Origin of the sequence: Pseudomonas sp. HMSC057H01 (assembly GCF_001836405.1) — a bacterium.
In the GTDB taxonomy this organism is placed as follows: Bacteria; Pseudomonadota; Gammaproteobacteria; order Pseudomonadales; family Pseudomonadaceae; genus Pseudomonas; species Pseudomonas aeruginosa.
Map to the genome: position 1 here is coordinate 345,252 of NZ_KV828511.1, position 26,035 is coordinate 371,286.

The 26,035-nt window shown below is 66.8% G+C and carries 23 protein-coding genes; 10 read left to right on the forward strand and 13 right to left on the reverse strand.

Features of this window, described 5'->3' with window-relative positions:
- Window position 1 precedes the first annotated feature (1 nt).
- From HMPREF2581_RS24470 to HMPREF2581_RS24485, 4 genes are all read right to left on the reverse strand, one after another.
- Complete coding sequence (locus HMPREF2581_RS24470; protein ID WP_003140523.1) at window positions 2–1,183, reverse strand: CaiB/BaiF CoA transferase family protein; 1,182 nt, start codon at window positions 1,181–1,183, stop codon at window positions 2–4.
- 88 nt (window positions 1,184–1,271) lie between these two features.
- Complete coding sequence (locus HMPREF2581_RS24475; RefSeq protein WP_003082447.1) at window positions 1,272–2,411, reverse strand: acyl-CoA dehydrogenase family protein; 1,140 nt, start codon at window positions 2,409–2,411, stop codon at window positions 1,272–1,274.
- Window positions 2,412–2,512: 101 nt separating this feature from the next.
- On the reverse strand, window positions 2,513–3,532 hold the full coding sequence (locus HMPREF2581_RS24480; protein ID WP_003140524.1) for an LLM class oxidoreductase: 1,020 nt from the start codon (window positions 3,530–3,532) through the stop codon (window positions 2,513–2,515).
- A complete protein-coding gene (locus HMPREF2581_RS24485) occupies window positions 3,529–4,158 on the reverse strand; it encodes a glutathione S-transferase family protein (protein ID WP_003140525.1) in 630 nt (209 codons plus the stop codon). Before HMPREF2581_RS24485 ends, HMPREF2581_RS24480 begins: the two co-directional genes overlap by 4 nt.
- A 201-nt stretch (window positions 4,159–4,359) precedes the next feature.
- Here HMPREF2581_RS24485 and HMPREF2581_RS24490 point away from each other — a divergent pair, with 201 nt between their 5' ends.
- On the forward strand, window positions 4,360–5,250 hold the full coding sequence (locus tag HMPREF2581_RS24490) for a LysR substrate-binding domain-containing protein (protein WP_003140526.1): 891 nt from the start codon (window positions 4,360–4,362) through the stop codon (window positions 5,248–5,250).
- Window positions 5,251–5,324: 74 nt separating this feature from the next.
- On the opposite strand, the gene dctA is transcribed toward HMPREF2581_RS24490, so the two are convergent.
- On the reverse strand, window positions 5,325–6,635 hold the full coding sequence (gene dctA, locus HMPREF2581_RS24495) for a C4-dicarboxylate transporter DctC (protein WP_003082442.1): 1,311 nt from the start codon (window positions 6,633–6,635) through the stop codon (window positions 5,325–5,327).
- Window positions 6,636–6,970: 335 nt separating this feature from the next.
- Between dctA and HMPREF2581_RS24500 the strand changes: the two genes are divergently transcribed.
- Window positions 6,971–7,972 carry an AraC family transcriptional regulator gene (locus HMPREF2581_RS24500; RefSeq protein ID WP_003133812.1) on the forward strand — a complete coding sequence of 334 codons (1,002 nt, stop codon included), beginning with the start codon at window positions 6,971–6,973 and terminating at the stop codon, window positions 7,970–7,972.
- Between the two features lie 3 nt (window positions 7,973–7,975).
- Here HMPREF2581_RS24500 and HMPREF2581_RS24505 read toward each other — a convergent pair whose 3' ends face one another.
- The 4 genes from HMPREF2581_RS24505 to HMPREF2581_RS24520 form a co-directional block, all read right to left on the reverse strand.
- Window positions 7,976–11,338, reverse strand: coding sequence for a diguanylate cyclase (locus HMPREF2581_RS24505; RefSeq protein ID WP_003086577.1), 3,363 nt, complete (start codon window positions 11,336–11,338; stop codon window positions 7,976–7,978).
- A gap of 101 nt (window positions 11,339–11,439) precedes the next feature.
- Window positions 11,440–12,786 (reverse strand): two-component system sensor histidine kinase PhoQ, encoded by a 1,347-nt coding sequence (gene phoQ, locus HMPREF2581_RS24510; RefSeq protein ID WP_003082438.1) that lies wholly within the window; start codon window positions 12,784–12,786, stop codon window positions 11,440–11,442.
- Window positions 12,783–13,460 carry a two-component system response regulator PhoP gene (gene phoP / locus HMPREF2581_RS24515; RefSeq protein ID WP_003082436.1) on the reverse strand — a complete coding sequence of 226 codons (678 nt, stop codon included), beginning with the start codon at window positions 13,458–13,460 and terminating at the stop codon, window positions 12,783–12,785. Before phoP ends, phoQ begins: the two co-directional genes overlap by 4 nt.
- 79 nt (window positions 13,461–13,539) lie before the next feature.
- Window positions 13,540–14,142 carry an outer membrane protein gene (locus tag HMPREF2581_RS24520; protein WP_003082431.1) on the reverse strand — a complete coding sequence of 201 codons (603 nt, stop codon included), beginning with the start codon at window positions 14,140–14,142 and terminating at the stop codon, window positions 13,540–13,542.
- Window positions 14,143–14,363: 221 nt separating this feature from the next.
- Here HMPREF2581_RS24520 and napE point away from each other — a divergent pair, with 221 nt between their 5' ends.
- The 6 genes from napE to HMPREF2581_RS24550 are packed head-to-tail and all read left to right on the forward strand — an operon-like array spanning window position 14,364 to window position 18,947.
- Window positions 14,364–14,531, forward strand: a complete 168-nt coding sequence (gene napE, locus HMPREF2581_RS24525; protein ID WP_003082429.1) for a periplasmic nitrate reductase, NapE protein — start codon at window positions 14,364–14,366, stop codon at window positions 14,529–14,531.
- A gap of 8 nt (window positions 14,532–14,539) precedes the next feature.
- Window positions 14,540–15,031, forward strand: coding sequence for a ferredoxin-type protein NapF (napF, locus tag HMPREF2581_RS24530; protein ID WP_003140527.1), 492 nt, complete (start codon window positions 14,540–14,542; stop codon window positions 15,029–15,031).
- Complete coding sequence (locus HMPREF2581_RS24535; protein ID WP_003082422.1) at window positions 15,024–15,353, forward strand: chaperone NapD; 330 nt, start codon at window positions 15,024–15,026, stop codon at window positions 15,351–15,353. Before napF ends, HMPREF2581_RS24535 begins: the two co-directional genes overlap by 8 nt.
- A complete protein-coding gene (gene napA, locus HMPREF2581_RS24540; RefSeq protein WP_011666721.1) occupies window positions 15,334–17,838 on the forward strand; it encodes a nitrate reductase catalytic subunit NapA in 2,505 nt (834 codons plus the stop codon). The genes HMPREF2581_RS24535 and napA overlap by 20 nt, the downstream gene beginning before the upstream one ends.
- Before the next feature lie 10 nt (window positions 17,839–17,848).
- On the forward strand, window positions 17,849–18,340 hold the full coding sequence (locus tag HMPREF2581_RS24545) for a nitrate reductase cytochrome c-type subunit (RefSeq protein WP_003082414.1): 492 nt from the start codon (window positions 17,849–17,851) through the stop codon (window positions 18,338–18,340).
- 10 nt (window positions 18,341–18,350) lie between these two features.
- Window positions 18,351–18,947 (forward strand): cytochrome c3 family protein, encoded by a 597-nt coding sequence (locus HMPREF2581_RS24550; protein WP_003082412.1) that lies wholly within the window; start codon window positions 18,351–18,353, stop codon window positions 18,945–18,947.
- Window positions 18,948–18,978: 31 nt separating this feature from the next.
- Here HMPREF2581_RS24550 and HMPREF2581_RS24555 read toward each other — a convergent pair whose 3' ends face one another.
- Complete coding sequence (locus tag HMPREF2581_RS24555; RefSeq protein ID WP_003140529.1) at window positions 18,979–20,175, reverse strand: lytic murein transglycosylase; 1,197 nt, start codon at window positions 20,173–20,175, stop codon at window positions 18,979–18,981.
- 456 nt (window positions 20,176–20,631) lie between these two features.
- On the opposite strand from HMPREF2581_RS24555, the gene HMPREF2581_RS24560 reads away from it, so the two are divergent.
- The gene (locus HMPREF2581_RS24560; RefSeq protein ID WP_003086563.1) at window positions 20,632–21,366 is read left to right on the forward strand and encodes a TerC family protein; all 735 of its coding nucleotides are present in this window, start codon (window positions 20,632–20,634) and stop codon (window positions 21,364–21,366) included.
- Between the two features lie 43 nt (window positions 21,367–21,409).
- On the opposite strand, the gene HMPREF2581_RS24565 is transcribed toward HMPREF2581_RS24560, so the two are convergent.
- The 3 genes from HMPREF2581_RS24565 to HMPREF2581_RS24575 all read right to left on the reverse strand — a co-directional run bounded on the left by HMPREF2581_RS24565 (window position 21,410) and on the right by HMPREF2581_RS24575 (window position 25,036).
- Window positions 21,410–23,467: a lipoxygenase LoxA gene (locus tag HMPREF2581_RS24565; protein ID WP_003140531.1), complete on the reverse strand. Its 2,058-nt coding sequence runs from the start codon at window positions 23,465–23,467 to the stop codon at window positions 21,410–21,412.
- A gap of 77 nt (window positions 23,468–23,544) precedes the next feature.
- Window positions 23,545–23,865, reverse strand: a complete 321-nt coding sequence (locus HMPREF2581_RS24570; protein WP_003140533.1) for a hypothetical protein — start codon at window positions 23,863–23,865, stop codon at window positions 23,545–23,547.
- Window positions 23,866–24,364: 499 nt separating this feature from the next.
- A complete protein-coding gene (locus tag HMPREF2581_RS24575; protein ID WP_003140535.1) occupies window positions 24,365–25,036 on the reverse strand; it encodes a polysaccharide lyase family 7 protein in 672 nt (223 codons plus the stop codon).
- A gap of 175 nt (window positions 25,037–25,211) precedes the next feature.
- Here HMPREF2581_RS24575 and HMPREF2581_RS24580 point away from each other — a divergent pair, with 175 nt between their 5' ends.
- On the forward strand, window positions 25,212–26,000 hold the full coding sequence (locus tag HMPREF2581_RS24580) for a dienelactone hydrolase family protein (protein ID WP_003140537.1): 789 nt from the start codon (window positions 25,212–25,214) through the stop codon (window positions 25,998–26,000).
- The last annotated feature ends 35 nt before the right edge of the window (window positions 26,001–26,035 follow it).

Below are 26,035 nucleotides of genomic sequence, written 5' to 3' on the forward strand. Positions count from 1 at the left end.
TTCAGGCAATGGCCCCGGCCGCCTTCAGCTCGGCGATCCGTTCGGCGGAGTAGCCCAGGCCTTCGAGCACCGCCACGGTGTCGGCGCCGAGCGCCGCGCCGATGTGGCGAGGCGCCGACAGGCCGGCGGAAAACTTGATCGGACAGGCCATCTGCGCCTGGCTGCCGCCGTCCGCCAGCGGCACCCGGGCGACCAGCCCGCGCGCCTGCAACTGCGGGTGCTCCAGCGCCTCGGAGAGCGGCAGCAGCGGCTCCACGCAGGCATCCAGGGCGGCGAACACCGCCTGCCATTCGGCGAAGTCGCGTTTCTCGAACTCCATCTCGATCTCGCGCTTCAGCGCCCGCTGCTCTTCCGGCTTCGGCGACAGGCCGCGGGCGGCCAGTTCCGGGCGGCCGATGGCGGCGCAGAATTGCTGCATGAACTGCGGTTCCAGGCTGCCCACCGAGAACCAGCGGCCATCGCGGGTGCGGTAGTAGTCATAGAAGCTGCCGCCGTTCAGCGCCAGCGCCTCCATCTCCGGCTCGACCCCGGCCGCGAGATAGCCTGCGCCGGCCATGCCGTTCAGGCTGAAGGCGCAGTCGGTCATGCTGATGTCGACGAACTGCCCCTCGCCGGTCTGCTGCCGGTGGATGACCGCCGCCAGCAGGCCCATCACGCCATGCAACGAACCACCGGCGAGGTCCGCCAGTTGCACCCCCAGCGGCAACGGGCCACGCTCGCGGCGCCCGGTGTAGCTGGCGACGCCGGCCAGCGCCAGGTAGTTGATGTCATGCCCGGCGCGCTCGCGGTACGGCCCGGTCTGGCCGTAGCCGGTGATGGCCACGTAGATCAGTCGCGGGTTCGCCGCCTTCAGCGCCTCGTAGCCGACGCCGAGCTTGTCCATCACCCCCGGACGGAACTGTTCGAGGACGATGTCGTATTCGCGTACCAGCTCCAGCACCACCTCGCGTGCGCCCTGCCGCTTCAGGTCGAGGCCGATGGAACGCTTGTTGCGGTTCAGGTAGGCATGGCTGGCCGAGGTGCCATCGACGTGCGGCGGCAGCACCCGCACCAGGTCCATGCGCCCGGGCGACTCCACGCGCAGCACGTCGGCCCCCATGTCGGCCAGCAGCAGCGAGGCGAACGGCCCCGGCAACAGGGTCGAGAAATCCAGCACTTTCAACGATGACAACGGGCCTTTCATGCTCCCTCCTCTGGGTCGCCGGGCATTGGTCGGGATCGCCTGCCGAGCAGCCTATCCACCCGCCGCGCGGCGCGACATGGCCGTGGCGTCAGAGCTTCATGCCGCGGCTGATGATCTCTTTCATGATCTCCGAGGTACCGGCGAAGATCCGCTGGATGCGGGCGTTGGCGTACATCCTGCAAATCGGATACTCCCACATGTAGCCCCAGCCGCCATGCAGTTGCACGCCTTCGTCGACCACCTTGCCCAGCAGCTCGGTGGTGAACAGCTTGGCTTCGGCGGCGACCTCGGGGGACAGCTTCTTCTGGTTGTGGTCCATCACGCAGCGGTCGGTGAAAACCTGCGCCACGTCGATCTGGGTACGCATTTCGGCGAGCTTGAAGCGGGTGTTCTGGAAGTGCGCCACCGGCCGGCCGAAGGCCTGGCGCTCCTTCACGTAATCGATGGTCGCCTGCAACGCCGCCTCGGCCCCGGCCACCGCGCCGCAGGCGTTGGTCAGGCGTTCCTGGGCGAGCATGTTCATCAGGTAGAAGAAGCCGCCCTTGGCGTCGCCCAGCAGGTTTTCCTTCGGCACCCGCACATTGTTGAAGAACAGCTCGGCGGTGTCCTGGCTCTTCATGCCGAGCTTCTTCAGGTTGCGCCCGCGCTCGAAGCCTTGCATGCCGCGCTCCACCAGGAACAGGCCCATGGCGTGCTTGTTCGCCGGATCGGTCTTCGCCGCGACGATCACCAGGTCGGCCAGCAGGCCGTTGGAGATGAACACCTTGGAGCCGTTGAGCAGCCAGTGGTCGCCCTTGTCCACCGCGGTGCTGCGCATGCCGGCCAGGTCGGAGCCGGCGGACGGCTCGGTCATGGCCACGGCGAGGATGGTCTCGCCACGGACGATCCCCGGCAACAGGCGGGCCTTCTGCTCGGCGCTACCGTATTCGGCGATGTACGGCCCGCACAACGCCGAGTGCAGCGGGATCATGAAGCCCGGTTCGTTGATCCGCGCCAGCTCCTCGCACATGATCTGCTCGTAGCGGAAGTCCTTGAGCCCGGCGCCACCGTACTCCTCGTCCGCCCAGGGCAGCAGGAAGCCCATCTCCCCCGCCTTCCTCCAGACAGCGCGGTCGACCACCCCGGCCTCTTCCCAGGCGTCCTGGTGCGGCACCACCTCTTTGTCGAGAAAGGCGCGGAAGGCATCGCGGAACAGGTTGTGTTCGGTCTCGAAGATCTGCCGTTGCATGTACGGGGACTCCCTGCGGTCAGTGGTTCCGCAGGGTAGGCGGCGCCGGCCGGCGCCCTCAATGACGCGAGCGCTCAGGCTCGGTTGACCGAATCGGTCAGCTACCAGTCCATGCTCGCCGGCTGCACGCCCGGGTGGGACGGGAACAGCGGCAGCACCTCCTCGGCCAGTTCCTGGATGACTTCCGCTGCCGGCCTGGCGGAGAACTGGATGCCCAGGGCGGCATGGTTGACGCCCGCCGCACGCCATTCGCCGAGCAGCTCGATCAGGCCGTTGCGCCCGGTGCGCAGGACGTAGCCGCCATGCAACGACGTACGCGGATACGCCGGGTCGTCCACCAGGTCCAGCCATTCGTTGGTCATGTGCGGGCGGAACCCGCCGTCCGCGATGGACATCCTCCAGGCGCGGATCTTCCCGGCCAGGCGACGTGGTCCGGACGCATCGACAGTCGACTCCGGATAGGTCAGCCAGCCATCCGCCTGGCGTGCCAGCCAGTCCGCCGGCTGCCGCGCGGAGCCGGTGACGACCAGCGGGATGGCGCCGGCCGGCGGACGCGGCAACAGTTCGGCGTCGTCCAGCGTACCGAGCGGCGAGGCGACGTGCCGGCAGCCGTGCAGCAGTTGGCGCAGGTAGTCCAGGCCCTGGGCGAACCGCTCGCCGCGCTGCGCATGCTCCAACCCGTAGGCGGGGAACTCCACCGGCCGGTCGCCGGAGGCGAGGCCCAGCACCAGGCGTCCGCCGGACAACCGGTCGACGCTCGCCGCGGCCTTGGCCAGGTCGACCGGTTGGCGCAGGGCAAGCACCGCGCTGCCGGTGGCCAGGGCGATACGGCGGGTCCGCGCGGCCAGATAGCCAAGGTAGGTGAACGGGTCGAACACTTGTCCGGCATCGCCGAAGCGTGGGTCGAACAGCGGTACGTCGCGTACCCAGACGGCGGCGAATCCCAGTCGATCGATTTCTTCGACCAGCCGCGCCTGGCCCAGCAGCACCCGCATGTCGCCCTGGTAGAAACGCAACGGCAGGAACAGGCCCAGGGTCAGCGCGTCTGCGGCGAACATGCGCCGATAGCCAGGGTGCCCGACGAAGGCCGGCGCCGAGGCGCCTTGCAGCAGGGCGCTCATGGACCCACCGCCGGTTCCGGCAGGACGATCCCGCGCTGCACCGCAGGCCGCAGGGCCATGCGCCGGTGCCAGTCGTCCAGGTGGCGATAATGGCTGAAGTCGAAGTCGACGATCCGCGCCGTATGGGTCCAGCCGAAGGTGGCGATATCGGCGATGGAGTATTGCTCACCGGCCAGCCAGGGCCGTCCGGCCAGGCGCTGGTCGAGGGTGGCGAAAACCTCCTCGGAGAGCCGCCGATAGCGTTCGATGGCCGGCGGGTACCGCTCTTCGGCGAAGATCTCGAAATGCACGCGCTGGCCGAGGATGGGCCCCATGCTGGAAGCATGGAAAGTCAGCCAGGTCAGGGCCTCCCAGCGTTCCCGGGGGGCGTCGGGAAGCAACCGCCCGCTGGTCTCCGCCAGGTACTGCAGGATCGCCGCCGACTCGAACAGGGTGATGCCGGCGGCCCGGTCTACCAGCACCGGTATCCGGCCATGTGGATTCAGGCGCAGGAATTCCGGGCGGCGTTGCTCGCCATGGTCGATGCGAACGTGGTGCAGTGCGTAGGGCAGCCCCAGTTCCTCGAGGGCGATGGTGATCTTGAATCCGTTGGGTGAACTGTCGCTGTAGAGCTGGAGGGAAGGCATGGCAAGTATCCTTGCAGCGCTGGACTATCCGGCGCCTGGGCGATGGGGGCGGCGCCGACCGGGGAAACCGCCTCGGCCGCTTCCCGCACACCGAAGAAAGCAGCTAGGCTAAAGTCTCTCGTTTCGCCACACATGCTGAAGCCCGGGTCGGCGGATGAAAAACGATCCTTTCTACAACCTATTTATAGAAAAACTGAATTCATGGGTGCCGTCCTCCCGCTCCTCGCGCTACGCGCTTTCGTCGAAACCGCCCGCCATGGCAATCTCACCCGCGCGGCCGCGGCCATGGGCGTCACTCCCGGCGCGGTAAGCCAGCAGCTCAGGGCTCTGCAGGCGCGCACCGGCGTCGTCCTGTTCCAGCGCTTCAGCCATGGCATGCGCCTGACGCCGGAGGGCGAGCAGGTCTATCCCGGCCTCCGCCAGGCCTTCGAGCAGATCACCGCGAGCCTTGCCCAGCTGGAGGCGATCAATGCCCGCCAGACCATCACGGTCAGCACCGAGCCCTCCTTCGCCGCCACCTGGCTGGTGCCGCGCCTCGGTCAATTCAGCGCGTCGCACCCGCAGGTGGAAGTCCGCGTGGAGGCTACGGCACTGCTCGCCGACCTGCGCCGGGAACGAATCGACGTCGCCATCCGCCACGGGCTCGGCGACTACCCCGGACTCGACGTGCAGGCGCTGATGGCCCCGCCGCTGATCCCGGTGGCCAGCCCGCGCCTGCTGGCGGAAGGCCCTGAGATCCGCGAAGCGATCGATTGCCTGGCCTACCCGCTGTTGCAGGAGTCGGAGCGCAATGACTGGCGCCTGTGGCTGCGGGCGATGGGGGTGGAGGACGACCCGCGCAGCGAGAGAGGTCCGGCTTTCGCCGACGACCTGCTGCTGGTTCGCGCCGCCGAGGCCGGCCAGGGTATCGCGCTGGTACGGGAGATCCATGCCCGCGCCGAGATCGCCAGCGGCCGCCTGGCGGTCGCCCTCGAGCGGCCCTGGCCGAGCCGCTTCGCCTATTACGCGGTGAGCCTGCCAGGAGCGGCGCAACGAGCACCCCTCTCGCTGTTCCTCGCCTGGCTGCGCGAGCAGGCCGCTGCCGAGGCATAAAAAAACCCGCCACGAGGGCGGGTTCGAAGGGCGGCAGGGAGCTCTTCACTTCCCCCTGCCGAACAGGTTTGAGCTTAGACCGCTTCGCGGCCGCCCACCGGAATATCGCTGGCAGGCGACGAAGCGTTGCCCTCGCCGGCCAGTTCGCGCTGCAAGGTGCCCTCGTCGAGCTGCTTGCACCACTTGGAAACCACTACCGTGGCCACGCCGTTGCCGACCAGGTTGGTCAGCGCGCGGGCTTCGGACATGAAGCGGTCGATGCCGAGGATCAGCGCCAAGCCGGCGACCGGCAGGTGGCCGACGGCGGAAAGGGTCGCGGCGAGCACGATGAAGCCGCTGCCGGTGACGCCGGCGGCGCCCTTGGAAGCGATCAGCAGCACCAGCAGCAGGGTGATCTGGTGGGTGATGTCCATCGGCGTATCGGTGGCCTGGGCGATGAACACCGCGGCCATGGTCAGGTAGATCGAGGTGCCGTCGAGGTTGAAGGAGTAACCGGTGGGAATCACCAGGCCGACCACCGACTTGTTGCAGCCGAGCTTCTCCATCTTGTCGATCATCCGCGGCAGAGCCGACTCGGAAGACGAGGTGCCCAGCACGATCAGCAGTTCCTCGCGGATGTACCTGATGAAGCGCAGGATGCTGAAGCCGTGGGCGCGGGCGATGCCGCCGAGGACGATGAGCACGAACAGGATGCAGGTGATGTAGAAGCACAGCATCAGCTGGCCGAGCTGCACCAGCGAACCCACACCGTAGGCGCCGATGGTGAAGGCCATGGCGCCGAACGCGCCGATCGGGGCGACCTTCATGATCACGTTGATGATGTTGAACATCACGTGGGAGACGCGCTCGATGAACTCGAACACCGGCTTGCCGTAGCTGCCCAGGCGATGCAGGGCGTAGCCGAAGAGCACGGAGAAGAACAGGACCTGGAGGATGTCGCCGTTGGCGAACGCGCCGACCACGGTGCCGGGGATCACGTTCATCAGGAAGTCGACAGTGCTCTGCTTCTCGCCGGCAGCGGCGTAGGCAGCGATCTTGCTGGTGTCGAGGGTGTTCGGGTCTACGTGCATGCCGGCGCCCGGCTGGACCACGTTGACCACTACCAGGCCGATGATCAGGGCCACGGTGGAGACGACCTCGAAGTACAGCAGCGCCATGCCGCCGGTCTTGCCGACCGACTTCATGCTCTGCATGCCGGCGATGCCGGTGACCACGGTGCAGAAGATGATCGGCGCGATGGCCATCTTGATCAGTTTGACGAAGCCGTCGCCGAACGGCTTCATCGCCACCGCCGTTTCCGGGTACCAGTGGCCGAGCGCGATACCGATGGCGATGGCGACCAGAACCTGCACGTACAGGCTCTTGTAGAAGGGTTGTTTGGTCATGGGCAGAGTCCTCACGGGGGCGCTTCGCCAGTTCCCTGGAACGCGCTCACCGGTAGCGTTACCCCCCTTGCTGGGGAGATTTTTTGTCGTGAACCGCCGCGGCGGAACCTTGCCCAGGCATTGCAGAGGCTGTGCCAGGATGCTCTTTCTCTAAATAAAATCCTTATATATCAACAAGTTAAATAAAAAATGAAAATTGCATAGCGGGCTAAGCGTGGCGGATTACCGCCCGGCGGGCCGGCTGTGCCGCGCGAGCATGGCGGGAGTCCGCCACCACCCTTGTCGTCTTCCGGGTGGCGCCCTACCATCGCCGTTCCAACAACAAGGACGCCGCCATGCGTGAGCGCACCATCGCCAGCCATTTCGTCCGCGCCGCGTTGCGCGGGGCCACGCGCCAAGGCCTGGACGGCCCCGCCCTGTTGCGTCGCGCCGGCATCCAGCCGGCCCTGCTGGACGAACCGCGGGCACGCATCGCGCCGGAGCAGTTCACCCGTCTGATGCAGTTGCTCTGGGAAGTGCTGGACGACGAATACATGGGCTTCGGCGAAGTCCGCAGCAAGCGCGGCACCTTCGCCATGATGTGCCACACCCTGATTCATTGCCGGACCCTGGAAAAGGCCCTGCAGCGCGGCGAACTGTTCTACGGCCTGTTCCCCCAGGCGCCGCTGATCCACCTGCGGCGCGAAGGCGACCTGGTGCGCCTGAGCCTCGAGGAACGCCACCTGTCGGACCCGGATCACTTTCTCGCCGAAAGCCTGCTGGTGATCTGGCACCGCCTCGCCAGTTGGCTGATCGGCCAGCGCATCCGCCTGGAGGAAGCCACCTTCAGCTACCCGGCGCCGGACCACCAGGCCGAGTACGACCTGCTGTTTCCCTGCCCCCGGCGGTTTTCCGCCGGCTGCACCAGCCTGCTGTTCGCCGCCCGCTACCTGGGGATGCCGCTGCTGCAGGACGAACGCACCCTCAAGCAGTTCCTCCAGCACTCTCCCGCCGACCTGCTGGCGCGCCCGGACGGCGGCGACAGCCTGACCAGCCAGATCCGCCGCCTGCTCGGCCGCGACTGCCGGCGCTGGCCGGACCTCGACCAGGTCGCCCGCCAGCTGCACATGAGTTCGCAGACCCTGCGACGCCACCTGCGCGAGGAAGGCGGCAGCTTCCAGCAACTCAAGGACCACCTGCGCCGCGACCTGGCGATCTACCACCTGGGTCGGGACGAGCTATCGATCCAGGACATCGCCGAGCAGCTCGGCTTTTCCGAGCCCTCGGCCTTCCATCGCGCGTTCAAGAAGTGGACCGGCCTCACCCCCGGCGCGTACCGGCACCAGGCGGAAGCCTGAAGCTCAGCCCAACTCCTGGCGACGAAGCCCGCTGCGCAGTTGGTCGAGCACCGTGGCGAACGGCTGCGGCCGACCGACCGCGTAGCCCTGGGCGAAATCCACCCCGAGGCGCGCCAGGTGATCGAGGATTTCCCGGCTCTCGACGAACTCGGCCACGGTCACCGCGCCCAGGCGGTGGGCGATCTGGTTGATGGAGTCGACGATGGCCTGGTCCACCGGGCTCTTGTCCAGGTTGCGGACGAAGCTGCCGTCGATCTTGATCACGTCGACGACGAAATTCTTCAGGTAATTGAAGGAACTCAGGCCGGAGCCGAAGTCGTCCAACGCCACCTTGCAGCCGAGGTCGCGCAGCTTGGCGACGATCCGCGAAGCCACCGACAACTGGTTCATCAACGCCGTCTCGGTCAGCTCGAAGTACAGGCGCTCCGGCCTCAGCGGCGAGTGTTCGATGCGATCCAGCAGGTAAGGCAGGAACAGCGGGTCGTTGAGCGAGTTGCCGGACAGGTTGATGCCGATGCTCAGGCCCTCCACCGCGGCGATCCGCGCGCCGAAGTTGATCAGCGCCTCGTTGATCACCCAGCGGTCGATGCTGGCCATCAGGTTGAAGCGCTCGGCGGCCGGGATGAAGGCGCCCGGCGGAGTCATCTGGCCATCCGGATCGTACAGTCGCAGCAGCAGCTCGTAGTGCCGGTCGCCGTCGCGGCGGGGGCCGACCGGGACGATCTCCTGCGCCTGCAACTGGAAGCGGTCGTTCTCCAGGGCCTCGCGCAGCCCGCTGGCGAGGAGTATGTCGCGGTGCTGGCGCTCCACTTCCTCATGGCCGAACTGGTACACCGAAACCCGGTTGCGCCCGGCATGCTTGGCCGCGTAGCAGGCCACGTCGGCCTGGCTCATCAGTTCGCTGGTGCTGCGCGAGGTGGCGGTAAGGGCGGTGATACCGATGCTCGCGCCCACGTCGTAGAGCCGCCCTTCCCAGGGGAAGCGCACCGAGCAGATCTGCTCGATGAGCTTGCTCGCCACCTGCTCCGCCTCCGCCAGGTCGCAATCGAACAGCAGCAGGCCGAACTCATCGCCGCCCAGCCGCGCCAGGGTGTCGGAGGCGCGGGTACGGTCGGCGAGAATCCGGCTCAGCTCGCGCAGCAGCATGTCGCCCGCCGCGTGCCCGGCGGAATCGTTGACCACCTTGAAGCGGTCGAGGTCGATGAAGCACAGCGCATGCTGGGTCGCCCGCTCCTGGGCGTTGGCCAGGGCGCGTTGCAGCTCCTCCTCGAACTTGGTGCGGTTGAACAGCCCGGTGAGGGCATCGTGGGAGGCGTGATAGCTCAGCTCGCGCTGCATCGCCCGGGCCTTGGTGACGTTCTGGAACACCAGCACGGTGCCGATGATCTCGCCATCGCGGGTGCGCACCGGCGCCGCGCAATTCTGGATATCGTGCTGCTCGCCCTTGCGGCTGATCAGCGTGGCGCCGTCCTCCAGGTAGAACACCCGGGTGTTCTGCAGGCAGCGTCGCACCGGGCTTTCCAGGGCCTCGCCGGTGTCGCTGTCGAGCACGTTGAAGACCAGTTCGTGGGGCGCGCCGATGGCGTCCTGCAAGGTCCAGCCGGTCATCGCCTCGGCCACCGGGTTCATGAAGGTCACGCGGCCGCCGGCGTCGGTGGTCAACACGGCATCGCCGATGGAATACAGGGTCACCTGCAAGCGTTCCTTTTCCTCGTGCAGGGTTTCCGCCAGGGTGCGGATCTCGGTGATGTCGCTGTTGATGCCGATCATCCGCACCGGACGGTTGTCCTCGTCGCGCGTCAGCGTGGCGATCGCCCGCAGGTGGCGAACCTCGCGGTTGGGGCGGACGATACGGAACTCGCAGTCGAATTTCTGCAACCCGCTGACGGCGCGCTCCAGCTCGCGCAGCACGCGGTCGTGATCCTCGGCATGCAGGCTCGCCTTCCACTGCTCCACCGTGGTCTCCCCGGGACCGCTGCGGATGCCGTACAGGTCGAACATGCGGAAATCCCAGTGCAGGCGGTTGCGCGCCAGGTCCCACTCCCAGATGCCGATCTGCCCGGCGTCGGTGGCCAGCTTGATCCGTTCGGCGAGGCGCTCGCGCTCCAGCTCGGCACGCTTGCGACTGTCGATATCCTCCACCTGGGTGACGAAGTACTGGGCGACTCCCTCCTCATCGCGCACCAGCGACACGCTGATGCGCGCCCAGAAGGTTTCGCCGTCCTGGCGCAGGTAGCGCTTCTCCATCTGGTAGGAGTTGATACGCCCGGCGAGCAGGTCGCGCACCAGGTCGAGGTCCAGTTCCAGGTCGTCCACATAGGTGATCTCCTGGAACGACAGCTCGCCCAAGCGTTCGGCGGAATAGCCGAGCATCCGGCACAGCGCCTCGTTGACCTTGAACAGCCGCCCCTCCAGCGACACCAGGGCCATGCCGATCGCCGAGAATTCCATGGCGCCGCGGAACTGCGCCTCGCCGATGGCCACCTGATGCTGCTCGCGGCGGCTGCGCTCCATGATCACCGAGACCAGGAAGGCGGGAATGAGGGTCAAGGCCATCGGCAGGTACAGCAGCGGCTCGCCGAAACGCTGCTGGGACGACTCGGGGACGAACACGCCGAGGGCGATCAGCACGGCGATGAAACAGGTGTTCAGGCAGCCGATCAGCGCGGTGCCGAACACGCTGGTGCTGGCGGCGGCCACCAGCAGCGGCAGGAGCACGTAGATGAAGGCGTAGGGCAGGCGCGTCAGGGCCACGAAGCTGATCACCAGGGTCACCAGCAGGAGCATCGCGTTGTCCACTCCCGCCCGCCCCGACAGAGCGTGACGCCAGGCCGCCAGGTTGCTGGCCATGCACAACGGCAGCAGCGCGAGCATGCCCATCGCATCGCCCACGTACCAGCGCGCCCACATTTCCGGGAAACGCCCCATGCCGAAGACGCTGACCAGCACCGCGCCCACCGAGGCACCGAGCAAGGGCGGGATCAGCGCGCCGGCCCAGAGCACGCGAACCGCCGAATGCAGGTTGAACTCGAAGTCCTCGCGCACCCGGTTGATGCGTAACAGCATCGCGGCGAAGATCGCTTCGCTCAGGTTGGCCGGCAGGAACGCCGCGCTCATCCACAGGCTGTCGCCATACAGGCGGTTGGCCGCCAGGTTGGCCACGGCGGAGCAGAGCAGGATCGCCGGCCACTGGCGCAGCGGCGCGCGCAGCAGGGCGGCGGTGAGGATCGCGTTGGGCAGCCAGATCGCCGCGATGGTGGCAGGCTGGCGCGACAGGTAGATGCAGGCCAGGGCGGCGAGAAAGAACAGCACACCGGCCTGGATGCCCGCCCACAAGCCCCTGTCGTCGGTTTTGCCACTGAACATCCGCTCGAATCCCCGGTACCTGCGTCAAAGGAACTGCGCCAGCCGAACAGACTTCAGCGTAGCGCGGAAACACCTCAGACGTAGGTAACGGCCGCCAAGTCTCAGACTGTAGCGAAACGTATGCGGAAGCAGGCGCCGCCCAGCTCGGAATCGTCCAGGCTCAGTTCGCCGTCGTAGCTCTCGATGATGTCCAGCGCCACGGCCAGGCCGATGCCCTGCCCCGGGTGCTGGGTATCGGCGCGCTCGCCGCGGCGGATGATTCGTGCGCGCTGTTCGGCAGGCACTCCGGGACCATCGTCCTCGACCCACAGCTCCGAGTAACCCGGCCCCAGCCGGGCGCCCACGCGGACCCGGCCCAGGCACAGGCGATAGGCGTTCTCCAGCAGGTTGCCGAGCAGTTCCAGCAGCGCGCCGCGCTCCACCGGCACGCTGAAGGACGGCGAGAAGTCCCGCTGCAGGCTTACCCGCTTGTCGCGATAGACCTTGTCCAGCGCGTCGCACAGGGTCTCCACCAGCGGCGCCAGTTGCTCGCGATGGCGTACCAGGCCGCTCTTGCGCAGGCTGGCGCGCTGCAACTGATAGCCTATCTGCTGGCTCATGCGCTCGATCTGGCCCTGTAGCACCCGCACCTGCTCGCGGTTGCCGGGCTCCTCGGCGAGCTGGTCGCCGACCCCCTGCAAGACCGCCAGCGGCGTCTTCAGACTGTGCGCCAGGTCGCCGAGGGAGTGGCGGTAGCGCTCGCGCTGCTTGTGCTCGCTGCGCAACAGGCGGTTCAGCGAGTGGGTCAGGCGCAGCAGCTCGCGCGGATGCTCCTCGCTCAGGCTCTCGCGCTCGCCGGATTCGATCTGGTCCAGCTCGGAACTCAACCCGCGCATCGCCCGGAAGCCCCAGGTCAGACCTAGCCAGAGCAGCCCGAGCAAGACCAGCAGGGCGCCGCCGAGCCACAGGTAGAGTTGCTCGCGGAACCCCTTGAGCAGGCTCTCGAACTCGCTGACCGATTGCATGGTGACGATGCTGTAGGCCGCCTGCTTGCCGCGCAGCAGGTCGATCTCGACGTCGAACACGAAGAACTCCTCGCCCTTCGCGTCGCGGGTGGTGTGGAATTCGTTGCCGCGGCCGTCGTAGCGCGGCGTGTAGTTGATCGACTCGTCGGCCGCCGAGGTGGAGCGCCAGAGCAGATCGCCATTCTGGTCGTAGATATAGCCGAGGACCTTGGCCTCCGGCAGGTTGAACTCCTCCACCGGCAGGTGCTCGGGCATCACCAGGCGGCCCTTCTCTACCCGCGCCGCCGAGACCAGGGTCGCCACGTCGGCGGCCAGGCGCTGCTCGATGGTGTTCTCCAGGGCGATGCCGAAGGCCCGCTGCAGGGCCGGCAGCAGCGCCAGCATGAACAGCACCGCCAGGGCGGCGGCGCCGAGCATCAGGCGGATGCGCAGGGAACGGATCACCGGCAGCGCTCGGTGAACAGGTAGCCCTGGCCGCGCACCGTATCGATCGGCTTGAAGCCGCCGCAGGCCTCCAGCTTGCGCCGCAGGCGGCCGACCAGCACCTCGATGACGTTGGCGTCGCGCTCCTCGTCGTCGGGATAGAGCTGTTCCATCAGGCGTTCCTTGGCCACCACCTGCTGGTGATGCCGCATGAGGTATTCGAGGATGCGGTATTCGTAGGCGGTCAGCGCCACCGGTTGCTCCTCGACCAGCGCCTGCTTGCGGTTCAGGTCGAGGACCAGGGGGCCGGCCTCGATGGTCGACTGGACGAACCCCGAGGAGCGTCGCAGCAGCGCGTTCAGGCGCGCTTCCAGTTCCTCGAACTGGAACGGCTTGACCACGTAGTCGTCGGCCCCGGCGGCCAGGCCTTCGACCTTGTCCTGCCAGTTGCCGCGGGCAGTGAGGATCAGGATCGGGAAGGACTTGCCCTGCGAACGCAGCTCGCGGATCAGGTCCAGGCCGCTCATGCCCGGCAGGCCGAGGTCGATCACCGCCAGGTCGTGGTGGTATTCGCTGACCCGGTAGAGGGCTTCCTCGGCATCCGGTACCGCGTCCACCACGTGCCCCTGTTCACCCAGGCGGGTATAGAGGTGGTGGCGCAACAGCGCCTCGTCTTCCACTACCAGCAGTTTCATGAGGTTCCTCCGGATGAGATGCGGCCGGACCTTCCGGCCCGGCCATCGAAGCATGCCCTCGCGGGCGCTGCGCGGTCATTTAGAACTTGTAGTTGGCGCCCAGGTAGAATTGCGAGCTGCTGTGCAGGTCCAGGGAGCCCAGCTTGTTGCCGCCATGCGGGGTCATCTCGGTGCTGGCGTTGGTGCGCAGGTAACGATAGCCGCCTTCGATCGAGGCATTCTTGCTCAGCTCCTGCAGGATACCGGCCTGCAGCCCGGCAGCGTAGCCGACATCGCTGTCGCGCTTGAAGCCCTTGCCGTCCTGTTCCAGCTTGACCAGGCCGAGGGTGGCACCGCCGAACAGCTTGGTGTTGTTGTCGCCGATCGGCAGGAAGGCGTCGTAGCTGCCGAGCAGGTTCTGCTGGCGCAGCTTGTTGCCGCTGCTGGTGTCGGAGATGTTCTCGTAGGTCGCGTAGTAGCGGCCCTGCTCGAACTGCTGGCCGGCGCGGATGCCCCAGGTGCCGGTGTTGTCGATCACCTTGTCGAGGTTCGGGCTGTTCAGGTTGCGGTTCAGCGACTTGGATTTCTGGATGTTGTTGCTGGTCTCGCCCCAGGTCAGGCCGACGAAGTTGTCGGCGGCCTGGACGCCGGCGGCGGAACCCAGCAGGGCGGTGGCGATGAAGAGAGTCTTGAGTGCTTTCATGGTGTTTCTCCGTTCTGCGAGAGTCGTGTCGTTCACGGCTTGCAGAGTACGGACAGGGTACTGAACCGCCCCTGAACGCTTGCTGAACCCGGGCTGAACGACTCGCGTTTGCCGGCGAACGCTCTGTTTCCAGGCTGCCGCGCGCCGGCTCGGCGAGGTTTTTGCCCGTACTGCAAGTAGGGTCTAGGCTTTCTACAGTCGCCTGCATAGAGGCTGGGCCAATGAACGAACAACCCGACCAGGGACGCGTCAAGGGCATGGAAGCCAGGCTCTTCCTGTTCCTCGTGATCTGCCTGTTCCCGCTGCTGTCCGTCGCCCTGGTCGGCGGCTTCGGTTTCTGCGTCTGGATGTACCAGCTACTGGCCGGCCCGCCCGGGCCGCCGGCCTGAGGTCGGGTATGAGCAGTCGCCGAGAGCTGTTCCGCCGCCTCGGCGGGCACCCGCCGACGCGGCGCCCGCCGTGGACCGCCGCCGACTTCGCCGAAGGCTGCACAGGCTGCGCCGCCTGCGTCGAGGCCTGCCCGGAAGGCGTGCTGAAGCTCGGCGCCGGTCGGCTCGTCGAACTCGACCTCTCCAGCGCCGGCTGCACGCTGTGCGGGGAATGCGCCAGCCGCTGCGAGGCCGGCCTGTTCGATGGCGCGCGCCCGGCCTTCCCCTGGATCGCCACGATCGGCGAAGCCTGCCTGGCCCTGGCCGGGATCCACTGCCGCAGTTGCCAGGACGCCTGCGAACCCGCCGCGATCCGTTTCCGCCCGGCTCCCGGCGGCGTCGCCCTGGCCGAGCTGGACAGCCAGCGCTGCAACGGCTGCGGCGCCTGCCTGGCGCCCTGTCCGAGCCAGGCCATCCAACTGCGTGCGCTATCCAACGAGGAGTCTCCACGACATGCCTGAAGCCCTGCAGATCGCCAGCCTCATCCTGCATTGCCGGCCCGAGCGACTGCCGGCGGTGAAGGCCAACCTGGCGCTGCTCGACGGCCTGGAGATCTACCAGGAAAGCCCGCAGGGCAAGCTGATTCTGGTGCTGGAAGCCGAACGCGAAGAACAGATTCTCGACACCCTGGGCCAGTTGCAGAACCTGCCAGGAGTGCTCAACGCCGTGCTGGTCTACCACGAGATCCTGCACGACGACGATAGCAACGACGCGGCGGCCATGACCGACCGCGCGATACCGTGCTCGCCCGAGGAGACAATCGATGAACCTCACCCGTCGTGAATTCGCCAAGGCCAACGCCGCCGCCATCGCCGCGGCGGCGGCCGGCCTGCCGATCCTGGTCCGCGCCAGCAACCTGGTGACCGAGGCGGACGTCACCAGCCTGGTCTGGAACAAGGCACCCTGCCGCTTCTGCGGCACCGGTTGCAGCGTGATGGTCGCCACCCGCGACGGCCAGGTGGTGGCCACCCATGGCGACATCAAGGCCGAGGTCAACCGCGGGATCAACTGCGTGAAGGGCTACTTCCTGTCGAAGATCATGTACGGCAGCGACCGCCTGACCCGCCCGCTGCTGCGCATGAAGGACGGCAAGTTCGACAAGCAGGGCGAGTTCCAGCCGATCAGTTGGGAACAGGCCTTCGACATCATGGCCGAGAAGTTCAAGGCCGCGCTCAAGGCCAAGGGACCGGAGTCGGTCGGCATGTTCGGCTCCGGCCAGTGGACGGTCTGGGAAGGCTATGCGGCGAACAAGCTGTTCAAGGCCGGCCTGCGCAGCAACAACATCGACCCCAACGCCCGCCACTGCATGGCCTCGGCGGTGATGGGCTTCATGCGCAGCTTCGGCATGGACGAGCCGATGGGCTGCTACGACGACATCGAGGCCACCGACAGCTTCGTCCTCTGGGGCTCGAACATGGCCGAGATGCACCCGGTGCTCTGGTCGCGGGTCACCGACCGCCGGCTCAGCGCGCCGCAGGTCAAGGTCGCGGTGCTGTCCACCTTCGAGCACCGCAGCTTCGAGCTGGCCGACCTGCCCATGGTGTTCAAGCCGCAGACCGACCTGATCATCCTCAACTACATCGCCAACCACATCATCGAGAGCGGCGCGGTGAACCGCGACTTCGTCGAGCGCCACGTGCGCTTCGCCCATGGCGCCGAGGACATCGGCTACGGCCTGCGCCCGGACGACCCGCTGGAGAAGAAGGCGAAGAACGCCGACAAGGCCAACACCTGGAGCGACATCGACTTCAAGGCCTTCGCCGAGTTCGTCAAGCCCTATACCCTGGAGCGCACCGCGCGCGAAAGCGGCGTGCCCGCCGAGCGGCTGAAGGCCCTCGCCGAACTCTACGCCGACCCCAAGCGCAAGGTGGTGTCGTTCTGGACCATGGGCTTCAACCAGCACACCCGCGGGGTCTGGGCGAACAACCTGATCTACAACATCCACCTGCTCACCGGGAAGATCAGCGAACCGGGCAACAGCCCCTTCTCGCTCACCGGCCAGCCCTCGGCCTGCGGCACCGCGCGCGAGGTCGGCACCTTCTCCCACCGGCTCCCCGCCGACCTGGTGGTGACCAACCCGAAGCACCGGGAAACCGCGGAGAAGATCTGGAAGGTGCCGGCCGGGACCATCCAGGAGAAGGTCGGCTTCCACGCCGTGCAGCAGAGCCGGATGCTCAACGACGGCGTGCTCAACGTCTACTGGACCCAGGTCAGCAACAACATGCAGGCCGGTCCCAACGTGATGCAGGAAGTGCTGCCCGGCTGGCGCAACCCGGACAACTTCGTGATCGTCTCCGACGTCTACCCCACCGTCTCGGCCCAGGCCGCCGACCTGATCCTGCCCAGCGCCATGTGGGTGGAGAAGGAAGGCGCCTTCGGCAATGCCGAGCGCCGCACGCAGTTCTGGCACCAGTTGGTGAAGGCACCGGGCGAGGCGAAGTCCGACCTCTGGCAACTGGTGGAATTCTCCAAGCGCTTCACCACCGACGAGGTCTGGCCCGCCGAACTGCTGGCGAAGGCCCCCGAGCTGAAGGGCAAGACCCTCTACGACGTGCTGTTCCGCAACGGCCAGGTCGACCGCTTCCCGGCCAGCGACCTGGCCAAGGGCTACGCCAACGACGAGGTCGACGCATTCGGCTTCTATATCCAGAAGGGGCTGTTCGAGGAATACGCCGCCTTCGGTCGCGGCCACGGCCACGACCTCGCCCCCTTCGACGCCTACCACGAGGCGCGCGGCCTGCGCTGGCCGGTGGTGGACGGCAAGGAGACCCGCTGGCGCTACCGCGAGGGCTACGACCCCTACGTGAGCAAGGGCAGCGGCGTGCAGTTCTATGGCTATCCGGACAAGAAGGCGATCGTCTTCGCCCTGCCCTACGAGCCGCCGGCCGAGGCGCCGGACCAGGACTACCCGTTCTGGCTCGCCACCGGCCGGGTGCTCGAACACTGGCACACCGGGAGCATGACCGCGCGGGTCCCGGAGCTGTACAAGGCGGTGCCCGACGCGCTGGTCTACATGCACCCGGAGGATGCGCGTCAGCTCAAGCTGCGCCGCGGCAGCGAAGTCAAGGTGGTGAGCCGGCGCGGCGAGATCCGCGCGCGGGTCGAGACCCGCGGGCGCAACAAGCCGCCCCAGGGGCTGGTGTTCGTGCCGTTCTTCGACGCCAACAAGCTGATCAACAAGGTCACCCTGGACGCCACCGACCCGATTTCCAAGCAGACCGACTACAAGAAGTGCGCCGTTCGCATCGAACTGCTCAACCTGGCCTGAGGAGCGCGCCATGAAACCTCTGCTGACTGCCCTGCTCCTCGTCCTGCTCGGTGCCCCCGCGGCCTTCGCCGCCGACCTCGGCTACCCGCTGGACGCGCCCGCCCCCGACGGCCGCCGCCCCGGCGGCACGCTGGCCGAAAGCCGCCCCGCGCCGCCGCTGGCGGCCGAGGAAAACAAGGACCTGAAACGCGAGCGCAACTACCCCGAGCAGCCGCCGACCATTCCCCACAGCATCGTCGGCTATCGCATCGACAAGGACAGCAACAAGTGCCTGTCCTGCCACAGCCGCGCCAACAGCGCGCGAACCCAGGCGGTGATGATCAGCATCACCCACTACATGGACCGCGACGGCCAGCCGCTGGCCGCCGTCTCGCCGCGCCGCTACTTCTGCGTGCAGTGCCATGTGCCGCAACAGGACGTAAAGCCGCTGGTCGACAACCGCTTCGAGAACATCGACCAGATCCTCGAGAAAGAAGCCGCCAATGCGGCGCGCAAACCCTGAGGGAGGCCGCATGAAAGCACTCATCGCCTGGCTGGCCGGTTACTGGCGGGTCCTGCGTCGTCCCAGCGTGCATTTCAGCCTGGGCTTCCTCACCCTCGGCGGCTTCATCGCCGGGATCGTCTTCTGGGGCGGCTTCAACACCGCCCTGGAGGCGACCAACACCGAGACCTTCTGCATTTCCTGCCACGAGATGCGCGACAACGTGTTCGTCGAACTCAAGGACACCATCCACTACAGCAACCGTTCCGGAGTCCGCGCCACCTGTCCCGACTGCCACGTGCCACACAAGTGGACCGACAAGATCGCGCGCAAGATGCAGGCCTCCAAGGAGGTCTGGGGCAAGATCTTCGGCACCATCAACACCCGCGAGAAATTCCTCGATCACCGCCGCGAGCTGGCCGAGCACGAATGGGCACGGCTCAAGGCCAACGATTCGCTGGAATGCCGCAACTGCCACAACTTCGAGTTCATGGACTTCACCCGGCAGAGCGTGCGCGCGCGGCAGATGCACTCCACCGCCCTGGCCAGCGGCGAAGCCACCTGCATCGACTGCCACAAGGGGATCGCCCACCACCTGCCGGACATGACCGGGGTGAAGGGCTGGTAGCGCCGCCCGCGGACCGGGCGGCGCTACGGGATCAGGGCTGGGCGCCCTTCAGCGCCTCGAGGATCTTGCGCCCGGCGCGACCGTCGGCCGGGGTCAGGCCGAGGCGCTTCTGCTCGGCCTGGATCGCCTTGCGCGTGCTGGTGCCGATCAGCCCGTCGGCCTCGCCGATGTCGTAGCCGCGCGCCAGCAACGCCTTCTGCAATTGCTTGCGCTCGAGCCGGCTGATGCCCGGGTCGTCGGTCGGCCAGGACGCCACCAGGCCGCTGCCGCCGCGCAGGCGGTCGGAAAGCAGGGCGATGGCCAGCGCGTAGCTTTCCGCGGCGTTGTAGGAATAGATCGCATCGTAGTTGCGATAGACCAGGAAGGCCGGGCCCTGGGCCCCGGTCGGCAGGAGGATCGCGGCCTTCTCGTCGCCGCCCGGCAGCGGCTGGCCGTCGGCCCGCTTCACCCCACGGGCGACCCAGGCCGACAGCGGCTGGCGCTTGCCGCGCCCGCCCAGGCTGGCGGGGAAGTCGGCCGGCACCTTCACTTCATAGCCCCACGGCTGTCCCGTGCGCCAGCCAGCCTTCTTCAGGTAGTTGGCGGTGGAACCGAGGGCATCCGGCACGCTGCCTACCAGGTCGCGACGACCGTCGCCGTCGAAGTCCACGGCGATCCGCGCGTAGGTCGATGGCATGAACTGGGTATGGCCGAAGGCCCCGGCCCAGGAGCCGGTGATGCCGGCGTCGCGGATGTCGCCGGCCTGCAACAGCTTCAGGGTGGCGAGGAACTCGCCCTGGAAGAACGACTGGCGGCGCCCGTAGCAGGACAGGGTCGACAGCGAGGTCAGCAGCGGACGCTTGCCGAAGATCCGCCCGTAGTCGCTTTCCACGCCCCACACCGCCACCACCGTGTACTTGTCCACGCCGTAGCGCGCGGCCACCTGGTCGAGCAGCTTGTCGTGCTGGGCGAGCATCGCCTTGCCATCGCTGACCCGCTGCTCGTCCACCAGGCCGGCCAGGTAGTCCCACAGCGGGGTGGTGAACTCCGGCTGCGCGTCGAGCAGGTCGAGCACGCTGAGGTCGGCCTGCAGGCCGCTGGTGAAGCGCTCATAACTGTCGGCGGAAATGCCCTGCGCCTGGGCCTTCTTCTGCAGGCCGGCGAGGCAGGAAGGGAAGCTCGAGGCGTCGGGTTGCGCCAGGGCCAGGGCGGGTAGCAGGGCCAGCGAGGAGAGAAGAAGGCTGCGCATGGGGTTTCCTTGTACGGTGAACGGTCATCCATGGCACCGGCGGGCTTCCCCCGGCGCCGAAGGCCTGGTGGCCTGTACGGTTGACTCGGTGATCGGCGTTTGACTGGTCGAGTCAGCCACACGGGCCACTAGCCTACCGTCCCGCCGGGTGCGGCGCCATCTCCGCCCTGAAAGGCGGGTGAAACCTTGCTCGGGCAGACTGGCGACGGAATACGCATGCCGGGTGTCTCGCGGCCGATCCGCCGCGTCACATCCGTGCCCGAACGCGCTGCGCCACCCGCGCGTCCGTTTTCCGGGCACTGGCCGGGCGTTCGCCTGTCCAAGCAGTGTTCCCCGCCTCCGTCCACAAGCCGGAGCCGGCCCCGACGGTCCCAGACCACCGCAGGAAAGCCGGGCGGCCGCCACCCGCCACCGCCCCGGGCTTTCCACCCTCACTACACGTTTCGGAGTACAACCTTGATCCACTGGTTGAGCGACCCGACGTTCTGGACAGCCCTGCTGCAGATCGTCGCCATCGATATCCTCCTGGGCGGCGACAATGCCGTAGTCATCGCCCTCGCCTGCCGGCACCTGCCGGCGCACCGGCGCAAGCAGGCGATCTTCGGCGGCGTCGCCGGCGCCATCCTGATCCGCATCCTGCTGCTGTTCTTCGCCCTGCACCTGCTCGACCTGCCCTACCTCAAGGTGATCGGCGCGCTCCTGCTGCTGTGGATCGGCATCAAGCTGCTGCTGCCGGAGGAGGAGGACGGCGACGACATCAAGGGCAGCACCCACCTGCTCGGCGCGATCAAGACCATCATCATCGCCGACGCGGTGATGAGCCTGGACAACGTCATCGCCCTGTCCGCCGCCTCGGCCGGGGATTTCTTCCTGGTCTCCCTGGGCGTGCTGATCAGCATCCCGATCATCGTCTGGGGCAGCCAACTGATCCTGCGCCTGATCGACCGCTTCCCGCTGATCATCCTCTTCGGCGGCGGCCTGCTCGGCTGGATCGCCGGCGGCATGCTGCTCACCGACAGCGCGCTGAAACCCTGGCTGGCGCCCTACGCACAATGGGATTCCTACCTGCACTACGGTGCGGCGGCCTTCGGCGCGCTGTTCGTGATCCTCCTCGGCAGCCTCCTGGCGCGCCGCCAGTTGAAGCAGCGGCATGCCGCGCCGACGGCCGCCGCCGAAAGCGAAGGCCGCTAAGAGCAACGGGGCGCCCAGGGGCGCCCCGTCCTCTTTCTCCGTCTCAGATATTGGTGCTCGCCGGAATCCGGCTCGGCAACAGGTACTCGTAGGGCTTGCGGCGCGCCTGGTTGCGCGTGCGAATGGTCGCCTCGACCTCCTTCAGGCGTGCCTGGAAGCGCTCCAGCGGGCCGCCGCTGGCGGTCACCCGCCTGTCCGAGAACACCGGCGCATAGGGGAACCCGGTCTGCCGGTAGTCGCCGAGGCGACCGTGGTAGACCGAACCGAGCAGGTGATAGATGTTCACCTTCTCCAGCGCCACCAGGGTCGGCGGCATCATCTTCAACCAATCGGCCTCGCTCTTGCCGCTCGGCGAGTCCGGAGCCGGCGCCGCGCTCATGGCGCAGATCGCTGGCGCGTAGGTCATCATCGAAGGCTGGGGAAAATTGACCGCCGCATGCTGCGCGGAGGCGGTGAAGATCACCATGGTCAGCACCTCGACCAGTTGGCTGCGACCGGTGATCGGGCGGAACCCGGCCACCTTGCCGCTGCCGATCACTTCGCCGACCCAGGCCACCAGTTCGACGTCACCGGTGACGTCGCCGTCGCTGGCGTAGTACACCGCCACGTAGTCGGCCGCCCACTGGCGGATCGCATTCCACACCAGCAGGCCGTCGTCGCGGTAGGGGTAGTCCGGTAACGCGGCCGGGTCGTCGACGTTCCGCGCCTTCAGGCTCTCCGGCAACATGCCGCGGTAGAAGTCGAAACCCAGCCGGTTGCCGCCGGCGGTGGCCTGGGTGTCCTGGATCGGCGCGGCGAACATCACGTCGATGAAGCCCGCGCTGGGCAACAGGATCCGCGCCGCCCCCTCGTTGATGAACAGGGTGCCCTCGAAGTGCGGGGCGAGCAGGACGTGCAGCGGATGGCTGGGCGCCAGGGTGCGCTGGGTGGCCAGGCAGAACGCCTCGCTCACCAGGTGGGTCTGGGCCAGGTGGACGAACATCTCGTGGTAGTTCTCCTCGGCGACCTGGACCACCGTCTTGGCCATCTGCCAACCCCAGTACAGATCACTCTCCGACTCCGCGGGACGCACGAACATCGGATGGGTAGCGGGGTCCTGGCCGCACTGGATGGCCACCGGCAACAGCCTCGCCCGATCCTTGCCAAGGGCGAACAGGGCGATCGGCGCATAGGCGAAGCCCGTCCCGGTGAGCAGTTTGTCCACCGCTCCCGACGGCGCCAGCTTGCCCAGCTCGGCGTAGTCCAGCAGGTACAGGCGGCGGCTGGCGGCGGCCTCCAGCAAGCTGTCGTCGGCGCCCATCACCCGGCGGAACTGCTCTTCGCCCAGCGGAAAGTTGGCCGGCAGCGCATCGACGCGGCGGATCAGCAGCGGATTAGGCCCGGCCACCCGCCAGTAGGCGAACGCTTCGTCGTCACGGAAGCTGTCGGCGACCTCCGGCAGGCGCAGGGTGCCGAACACCGCGCGGAAGCGATTCAGGCCGTCGCCCTGTCCACCCTGGGTAACCAGGTTGCTGGCGCTCTTGAGGATGTCGTCGACCAGCAGGCCGACCCGCGTCAGCAAGGCGATCACCCGCGTCTGCAATTCCGTGAAGCGCAGCAGCAGGCTGCCGGCCGCGGCCGGATCGTTCTTCGCCTCCTCCAGCAACGCCTCGTGGACCTGGCGCGCCGCTTCCAGATCGCCGCTGAGCCCGGCGGCGATCCGCTCGAACTGCGCGGCGGCCGACGCCGGCAACGAGGCGACGAAATTGACGATCAGCTCGACGATCACCCCGGCGGTCTTCAACAGCCAGTCGACATTCGGCAACTCGCCCAGCGGCACCGAGCGGGCCATCGGCACGCCTTTGACATTGGCGAAGTTCTCGGTCCAGACATATACCAGTTTCTTGCTGGTCAATACCGCACGCCGCGCCAACTTTCCGGCCAGGTTGTCATATTGCGGCAAACTCGGCGGAATCAGGTTGTCCAGCAAACTTCGCGAGGCATCGATAGATCGCTGTTGTTCCGCCCCGAGGTATTTCAAGGGCGAAAAGAATATCGAGTCATTGGCCAGTGCGGTTCCACTCAGGGCGACACCCGACAAGAGCACACTCCTGCGTTTCATATCATCGACTCCATCAATGCATTAACCAGGAACGACTCGATGCCTGAGCATCGAATCGCTCTTTCAACAGGTTGCGATCAGCTGTAAAGCCCTTCGCCGCTTTCCTTGTTGTAATGCAACGGAACATTGTGGTTGTCGGTCCCGCCGAGAATCTTGCCGACGGTGATCGCCGCCACCGAAGGCACCTGGAAGGCCAGCAGGTCGACCAGCTCGTGGGTACGGTTGAGGCCGATGGCGCTGGCCGCGTTGCCGATGCTGGAGAACAGCGGCGAGTTCAGGAAGGAGTTGGCCGCGTAGACGCCATTGATGATGGCATCGCCCAGGAAAGTCCCGGCGCCAGAAACTTGTTCGATTTCACCCACACTTAGAACCGCCAGGGCTTTCACCTGATTTTTCATGTCTGAATCTCCACGTATTCAAATGATCGAAACGAATGGTTCTCGCTGAAAACAGCAAAGAAACCTGTACGTCCGAACTTCTTCGGAACGTGGAGAAAGCAATAGCGAGAGGGAAAATCGGCAATAAGCTGACGCTTCGCACAGTTGACAGGAAAAGCCTGAAACAATAGTTATCCACAATAATTATTGACGGCAAACTTTTGACTTGCAAAGAACTACGCCGGCCAACGGCAATAGCCGATTTCATCCCGCCAGGCCTCGACCCATCGTGCAAACCCGGCAGGGCGTTGCGCAGAACGTGGCATTTATTCGGGGCGATCCGCCAAGGCGATTTCATGTACTGAAGTACCAGAATCAGCGGATCGTGAGACCTATTTCCCCTTGGAACGATACGGATATTTTTTCCCGCGCCCGGTTTCCTCTCTTCCGCGCCTGCCAGATCTGGCAGTTGCAAAATGCCACGGCAACGCGCAGTCCGCGGCGCAGACGCCTCGACCGCTCATTGATGGCTAACGCGCAGCTCGCTGAACGTCGCCCGCCCGCCCTCGCTGGACGGCCCGCGGTTGTCCTGTAGATAGAGTCCGGCCTTGAAATAGAGGCCCTGGTAGGCCCACTGCGGGTCCAGTTGCTGCCCCAGGGCGCTGCCATTCACCGACACGCTGAGCAATCCGCTGCGAGACACGCCGATGCGGTAGCTGAACGACTGGCCGAGAGGAATCCCGTCCATCAGCGTGTAGGCCCTGGTCCCGCCATCGTCCGGTCGCTCGCGGACCAGCGCCTGGACCCGCCCCTGGTCGAGCCGCAACTGGTAGAGCAGCTTCACCAGCGGCGCGGCCTGGCCGCTATTGCTGCCATCGCTGTGGATCTGGCCGATGATCATGCGCCGGGTCGAGGGCACCGCCTCGATGCGCAGGGTCGCCTCCAGCCAGTTGTCGGCCCTGGCGTAACGCCAGTTGTAGGGCCTGCCGCTGGACAGGGTCTCGCGCAACTCGCTGCGCGGGAACTCGCTGTTGCGCGTGTGGCTGCCGTTGACCGGCACCCAGAAGCGAATGCCGTCGGCGGTGCGCTGGAAATAGTCGCTGCGGTAGTCGCGCTGCAATTGGCTGGTGGAGATGGTGATGGCCGGGCGGCCCTGGGGAATGGTCAGGTTCCAGGTACTCAGGTCAGGCATCCAGACGGTGTCCTAGCGAGGGAAAGGGACTCGCCCATAGGGTAGATGAGCGGCGCACGCTTTGCCTGGCCGAATGGCCCGCGTTTGAGCGGCGCAAGGCCGGCACCGAGGGTTTTCCCCGCGTCCCGCGCACAAGCGTCTATCTTGATCGGGGACCCTTTCACGGAGAGATGCCATGCGCCTGCTCTGCGCCCTGCTGCTCATCGCCTGCGCCGCCAGCGCCCAGGCCGCTATCCAGACCCGCGATATGCCTTACCGGAGCGCAGACGGCACGCGCATGGTCGGCTATTTCGCCTACGACGACAGCAAGCCGGGGATCCGCCCTGGGGTCATCGTGGTCCACGAATGGTGGGGGCTCAACGACTATGCCAAGCGCCGCGCCCGCGACCTCGCCGAACTCGGCTACAGCGCCCTGGCCATCGACATGTACGGCGAAGGCAAGCACACCGAGCACCCGCAGGACGCGATGGCCTTCATGCAGGCCGCGACCCGGGATGCCGACGCCGCCAAGGCGCGCTTCCTCGCCGGCCTGGAACTGCTGAAGCGGCAACCGCAGACCGATCCCAGCCAGATCGCCGCGATCGGCTACTGCTTCGGCGGCAAGATCGTCCTCGACATGGCCCGCCAGGGCCTGCCGCTGGCAGGCGTGGCGAGCTTCCACGGCGCCCTCGGCACCGCCACCCCGGCCAGCAAGGGCAGCGTCAAGGCGAAGATCCTGGTGGAGCACGGCAGCGCCGACAGCCTGGTCCCGGCCAAGGACCTCGACGCCCTGAAACAGGAACTGAGCGCCGCCGGCGCCGACTACCGGGTGGTGATCCAGGACGGCGCCAAACACGGCTTCACCAACCCCGACGCCGACGCGCACAAGGGCCACGGCCTGGACATCGGCTACGACCGCCAGGCCGACCGACGCTCCTGGGCAGACCTGCAGGCGTTCCTCAAGGACATCTTCGGGCAGGGTTGAATCCTGCGCCGACGCATAAAAAAACGGGAGTCCCC

What these genes read in the sequence shown, in the direction of transcription:
- HMPREF2581_RS24470 (WP_003140523.1), bottom strand. Translation starts at nt 1,183, where the DNA reads ATGAAAGGCCCGTTGTCATCGTTGAAAGTGCTGGATTTCTCGACCCTG.
- HMPREF2581_RS24475 (WP_003082447.1), bottom strand. Translation starts at nt 2,411, where the DNA reads ATGCAACGGCAGATCTTCGAGACCGAACACAACCTGTTCCGCGATGCC.
- HMPREF2581_RS24480 (WP_003140524.1), bottom strand. Translation starts at nt 3,532, where the DNA reads ATGAGCGCCCTGCTGCAAGGCGCCTCGGCGCCGGCCTTCGTCGGGCAC.
- HMPREF2581_RS24485 (WP_003140525.1), bottom strand. Translation starts at nt 4,158, where the DNA reads ATGCCTTCCCTCCAGCTCTACAGCGACAGTTCACCCAACGGATTCAAG.
- HMPREF2581_RS24490 (WP_003140526.1), top strand. Translation starts at nt 4,360, where the DNA reads ATGGGTGCCGTCCTCCCGCTCCTCGCGCTACGCGCTTTCGTCGAAACC.
- dctA (WP_003082442.1), bottom strand. Translation starts at nt 6,635, where the DNA reads ATGACCAAACAACCCTTCTACAAGAGCCTGTACGTGCAGGTTCTGGTC.
- HMPREF2581_RS24500 (WP_003133812.1), top strand. Translation starts at nt 6,971, where the DNA reads ATGCGTGAGCGCACCATCGCCAGCCATTTCGTCCGCGCCGCGTTGCGC.
- HMPREF2581_RS24505 (WP_003086577.1), bottom strand. Translation starts at nt 11,338, where the DNA reads ATGTTCAGTGGCAAAACCGACGACAGGGGCTTGTGGGCGGGCATCCAG.
- phoP (WP_003082436.1), bottom strand. Translation starts at nt 13,460, where the DNA reads ATGAAACTGCTGGTAGTGGAAGACGAGGCGCTGTTGCGCCACCACCTC.
- HMPREF2581_RS24520 (WP_003082431.1), bottom strand. Translation starts at nt 14,142, where the DNA reads ATGAAAGCACTCAAGACTCTCTTCATCGCCACCGCCCTGCTGGGTTCC.
- napE (WP_003082429.1), top strand. Translation starts at nt 14,364, where the DNA reads ATGAACGAACAACCCGACCAGGGACGCGTCAAGGGCATGGAAGCCAGG.
- napF (WP_003140527.1), top strand. Translation starts at nt 14,540, where the DNA reads ATGAGCAGTCGCCGAGAGCTGTTCCGCCGCCTCGGCGGGCACCCGCCG.
- HMPREF2581_RS24535 (WP_003082422.1), top strand. Translation starts at nt 15,024, where the DNA reads ATGCCTGAAGCCCTGCAGATCGCCAGCCTCATCCTGCATTGCCGGCCC.
- napA (WP_011666721.1), top strand. Translation starts at nt 15,334, where the DNA reads ATGAACCTCACCCGTCGTGAATTCGCCAAGGCCAACGCCGCCGCCATC.
- HMPREF2581_RS24545 (WP_003082414.1), top strand. Translation starts at nt 17,849, where the DNA reads ATGAAACCTCTGCTGACTGCCCTGCTCCTCGTCCTGCTCGGTGCCCCC.
- HMPREF2581_RS24550 (WP_003082412.1), top strand. Translation starts at nt 18,351, where the DNA reads ATGAAAGCACTCATCGCCTGGCTGGCCGGTTACTGGCGGGTCCTGCGT.
- HMPREF2581_RS24555 (WP_003140529.1), bottom strand. Translation starts at nt 20,175, where the DNA reads ATGCGCAGCCTTCTTCTCTCCTCGCTGGCCCTGCTACCCGCCCTGGCC.
- HMPREF2581_RS24565 (WP_003140531.1), bottom strand. Translation starts at nt 23,467, where the DNA reads ATGAAACGCAGGAGTGTGCTCTTGTCGGGTGTCGCCCTGAGTGGAACC.
- HMPREF2581_RS24570 (WP_003140533.1), bottom strand. Translation starts at nt 23,865, where the DNA reads ATGAAAAATCAGGTGAAAGCCCTGGCGGTTCTAAGTGTGGGTGAAATC.
- HMPREF2581_RS24575 (WP_003140535.1), bottom strand. Translation starts at nt 25,036, where the DNA reads ATGCCTGACCTGAGTACCTGGAACCTGACCATTCCCCAGGGCCGCCCG.
- HMPREF2581_RS24580 (WP_003140537.1), top strand. Translation starts at nt 25,212, where the DNA reads ATGCGCCTGCTCTGCGCCCTGCTGCTCATCGCCTGCGCCGCCAGCGCC.